Source organism: Aminobacter sp. P4_H6_2 (assembly GCF_056400805.1).
On the sequence record NZ_JBFUKO010000555.1, the window covers coordinates 1 to 3,582 of the forward strand.

Consider the following 3,582-nt stretch of genomic DNA (forward strand, 5'->3'; position numbering starts at 1 on the left):
CTGAGGGCATGTGTACCGATTCTTCATAGTTCATCGGGCGGGGTTTGTGCGCGTTGTCCTGACGTTGCGTGCGAGCCTTTTGCCATGAGAGGCTCAAGGCATCGGCGGGACCGCGCGTTTTCCTGATTTCTCATTTTGCGAGGGAAACGCGATGAGCCTTCTACTTCAAGCATTTTGTGCCGACGTTGTTTTGGCTACCCGCACAATCTTGCGGTTCGTTCATTTCATAGGCTTGGCACTTGGCCTGGGTGGCGCCACGGTGCTCGACCTGATGCTGATGCGGTTTTTTGTCAGCGAAAAGATCACGCCCGAAAAATGGATCGTGTTCAAGTTCGTTTCCAGATTGGTCAATGTCGGACTGCTTGTCCTTTGGTGACGGGACTTGGATTTCTCGTGCTCTACGCAATTTGCGAGCCCGTGAAGCTGACCAATGAAAAGATCTGGGCCAAGCTCGCCATTGTGTGGGTGCTAAGTGTCAATGGCGTCTTCATCCACGCTGTGGTGCTGCCGCGCATAGAAGAACAGATCGGCAAGCCGCTGTTTTTGTCGATGAGCAACCAGCAGCGGCATGCCTTTTTGGCATCGGGCGCCATTTCGGTCGCCTCCTGGTACGTGCCGGTGGCGCTGGGGGCGCTGGTGCAGTTCAACTTCACCGTTCCCGCTTCGGCGATCCTTGTGGCCTACCTGATCATTGTTTGCGTCGCGATCGTCGCGGTCCAGCTTTCGATTCATGCGCTTCCGGCGATCAGCAGTTGGTGGCAAAACCGCAAAGGCTTGCTCCAAAGTCGTTTCCGCACGGCATGAGATCACCGCGATGGCGCAGCACGCTTGGCTGCACCATTTCGGCTCAGGCGAGGGCATGTCTTTGTACCACAAAAGGGGTAATTCCAGCCCACTGCCTCCACCGTTGGGCGTAGGTCAGCACGTGAAGCTACCCAATTCGGATAGGGATTTCAGTCCGGTTTCGCCAAAGGTTCTCGCCAGAAATGGCCTGGATCGTGCCGGTGCCGTCGTCGAAGCGCTGGTGGTTAACTAATTGCTAATACATCTGTTTACGCGAGGACCCGACACGCCTACACTACCTAAGCGGCGTAAGGGGTAGGGGTTTGAGTACATGACGATCTCCATCGCGTTGGTCGATGACCATCCGCTGTTGCTTTCTGGCGTTGCTCGAATGTTCGAAATGGAAGGCGACTTTGATGTCGTGGCATGCGGCGGTACGGCGGCTGATGCCATCGAAATTGTAGTTCGGCATCTGCCGAATGTTCTGATCCTTGATCTAAGTTTGCCCGGCGATGCCTTCGATGCCATCGCGGCTATCGCTTCCAGGTCGGAAAGCACGAAAGTGGTGGCCTTCACCGCATCGACGGGCATCGAGGCCGCTGTCCGGGCGCTCGAAGCGGGCGCAAGTGGTTACATCCTCAAGGGCAGCAGTTCCGACGAGGTGCTGAGGGGCGTTCGCGCCGTCTATGGCGGCGAGGTCTACATCACGCAGGGTTTTGCCAGCAAAGTCATCTCAGCGTTGAGAAATGCGTCGCTGCGGAAAATCGCGGCGCAGGCGATCAAGCTCAGCATTCGCGAGGAGCAGATCATCCGTCTCCTGCTGCGCGGCCGAACCAACAAGGAAATCGCAGTCTCCCTTGGGATCAGCGAAAAGACGGTCAAGCATTACATGACCGTGCTGATGCAGAAGCTGCAGGCGCGAAACCGCCTTGAGGTGGTTATCGCCGCGCAGAAAATGGAGGCGGAGAGCCGGCGTGACCGGGAGCCGGCGTTTCACTAACGGATCGGGCTCTTTGCGTGCGTCCAGACGGGCGCACTGTGCTCAAGCCGTCGTCGATGCCTTTAGGTCTACCGCGCTGGCTGGAAGGGCGGCCAGCGGGATTTCCACGAACAGTTCAGCGCCACGTGGCTGGCTGGGGCGTAGCTGAACCCGGCCACCGAACACTTCGACGCGGTTGCGGATGCCCTGAAGTCCGAGCGGGTTGACGCGTCCTTGCGGATCGGTTCGCACCGCGAGCCCAGGTCCGGAATCCGAGACGATCACGGTTATGGACGTGTCGCTGGAGCGGGCCAAAACGTGCTGCTGTTGCGCTTCGCCATGGCGGAATGCATTGTTGAGCCCCTCCTGAATGACGCGGAAGAGACAGATCTTCAAGGAAGGATCTCTCTGCTCCGGAAGCGCGTCAAATGTTGTCTCGACCATCGTTCCGGTAGCTTGTTCATGGCGCGCGATGGCAAGGTTCAGCGTCTCTTCGAGACTGAGGCTCCCTATCTCGGGAAGTACCAGCCCGCCCGACAAGTCGCGAAGTTCAGACAAGACCTGCTTGGCCAATTCCTCAGCGTCGGTGTCGACAGGGCTTGTGTCTGGCGACGGCGGAGCCTTGGCCGATGTGCCGCGCATTTTGTACGGCGACTGGYCCAGGCGCAATATCAGCAGGCTGAGCAACTGCACGGGGCCGTCGTGAAGGTCCGCGCCGATGCGATTGAGCAGGCGTTCGTTGGCCTGGCTGGCAGCTATTCGCAACTTGTCGGCCATGGCACCGAGCGCACTGTTTTGTTCGGCAAGTTCCTGTGCATTGGCCAACTGGTTGGCGAGCGTGTGCTGCTGGCTCGTGATCAGCCTGTTTGCCCGTCTGACGATCAGGAACAGCAGCGCCATCATGGCCGCTGTGGTGAGCCCGACGACTGCCCATGCCTGGCGTTGCGCGCTTGCTAGGCTTTCCATGAAAGGGCCGGCTTCTTCGTAGAACTCGCCCACCGCGACAACCCCGGCGGCTTCGGTGCGGTAGATGGGGGCGTAGATTTCAAGCAGCGGGTAAGACCTGTTCACTCCGTCCTCGTCGTCGGGGCGCCTTTCAAGCTGCGCGACGATGGTCCCGGCAAAGGCCCTTTCGACGTCGGGCGTCAGCATCAACTTGCCGATTTGCGACTTTTCGGTGCTGTAGACCACTGTGCCGTCTTGGCGCCAGATCCTGGCCCCTTCGACCCGCTCCGACAGATCCGTGCTTACAAGCATCCGATCCAGCTCTTGAATGTGCTTTTCGGACATTTCCAGATTTTCGTTGAGATGACGGATATGGGGGGCGAGGAACCCCTGCATGTACAGGCTGGCGGATTCCGCCCGGCTACGAACTTGCCCGGCCTCGATCTGGGAGCTCAGCCATTGGCCGAGAATGGCCATCGAACCGCAAACGATCAGCGTTGCAACAGTCAGAAATTGCGCTGTCAGGCTAAGCCTGTGCCAGTAGCTGAAAGGGGCCTTGATACGAGGCCAAAGACCTCTGCGCTCCTGGCCATTGGTCACGACAGCGGCCGGATCATTGGTCGCGTGTTCCCCTCCACTGAAAGTCAGTGGGCGGGGCGAGACCAAGGTGTCCCCATTTGATGAGACCTTGTTGTCTACCAAGGCGTCCTTCCCGGCGAGAGTCGTGCGAATTCTTGCGATTCTGACCGAAGCTGGTTTGTGAATTCCAAGCCCGGTCGACTGAACGAATACGAAAATGGTGGTTGCGCCGCGTTCGTATGGCGCGAAGGGATAGTCGTATGCCTGGTTTCTAGTTCAGCGCTCGGCCTTCATGG

4 protein-coding genes are annotated in these 3,582 nt (G+C 58.6%); 3 read left to right on the forward strand and 1 reads right to left on the reverse strand.

Annotated features, from left to right (window positions below; translation table 11 throughout):
- The first annotated feature begins 151 nt into the window (after positions 1 to 151).
- From AC1DUU_RS26395 to AC1DUU_RS26405, 3 genes are all read left to right on the forward strand, one after another.
- Positions 152 to 376 carry a hypothetical protein gene (locus AC1DUU_RS26395; RefSeq protein WP_476786321.1) on the forward strand — a complete coding sequence of 75 codons (225 nt, stop codon included), beginning with the start codon at positions 152 to 154 and terminating at the stop codon, positions 374 to 376.
- Positions 316 to 804: a hypothetical protein gene (locus AC1DUU_RS26400; RefSeq protein ID WP_476786322.1), complete on the forward strand. Its 489-nt coding sequence runs from the start codon at positions 316 to 318 to the stop codon at positions 802 to 804. Before AC1DUU_RS26395 ends, AC1DUU_RS26400 begins: the two co-directional genes overlap by 61 nt.
- Before the next feature lie 310 nt (positions 805 to 1,114).
- Entirely contained in the window at positions 1,115 to 1,783 is a 669-nt protein-coding gene (locus tag AC1DUU_RS26405) for a response regulator (RefSeq protein ID WP_476786323.1), read from the forward strand.
- 42 nt (positions 1,784 to 1,825) lie between these two features.
- Here the strand turns inward: AC1DUU_RS26405 and AC1DUU_RS26410 are convergent, their stop codons facing one another.
- Positions 1,826 to 3,409 carry a sensor histidine kinase gene (locus tag AC1DUU_RS26410; RefSeq protein ID WP_476786324.1) on the reverse strand — a complete coding sequence of 528 codons (1,584 nt, stop codon included), beginning with the start codon at positions 3,407 to 3,409 and terminating at the stop codon, positions 1,826 to 1,828.
- Positions 3,410 to 3,582 lie beyond the last annotated feature (173 nt).

What these genes read in the sequence shown, in the direction of transcription:
- AC1DUU_RS26395 (WP_476786321.1), top strand. Translation starts at nt 152, where the DNA reads ATGAGCCTTCTACTTCAAGCATTTTGTGCCGACGTTGTTTTGGCTACC.
- AC1DUU_RS26400 (WP_476786322.1), top strand. Translation starts at nt 316, where the DNA reads ATGGATCGTGTTCAAGTTCGTTTCCAGATTGGTCAATGTCGGACTGCT.
- AC1DUU_RS26405 (WP_476786323.1), top strand. Translation starts at nt 1,115, where the DNA reads ATGACGATCTCCATCGCGTTGGTCGATGACCATCCGCTGTTGCTTTCT.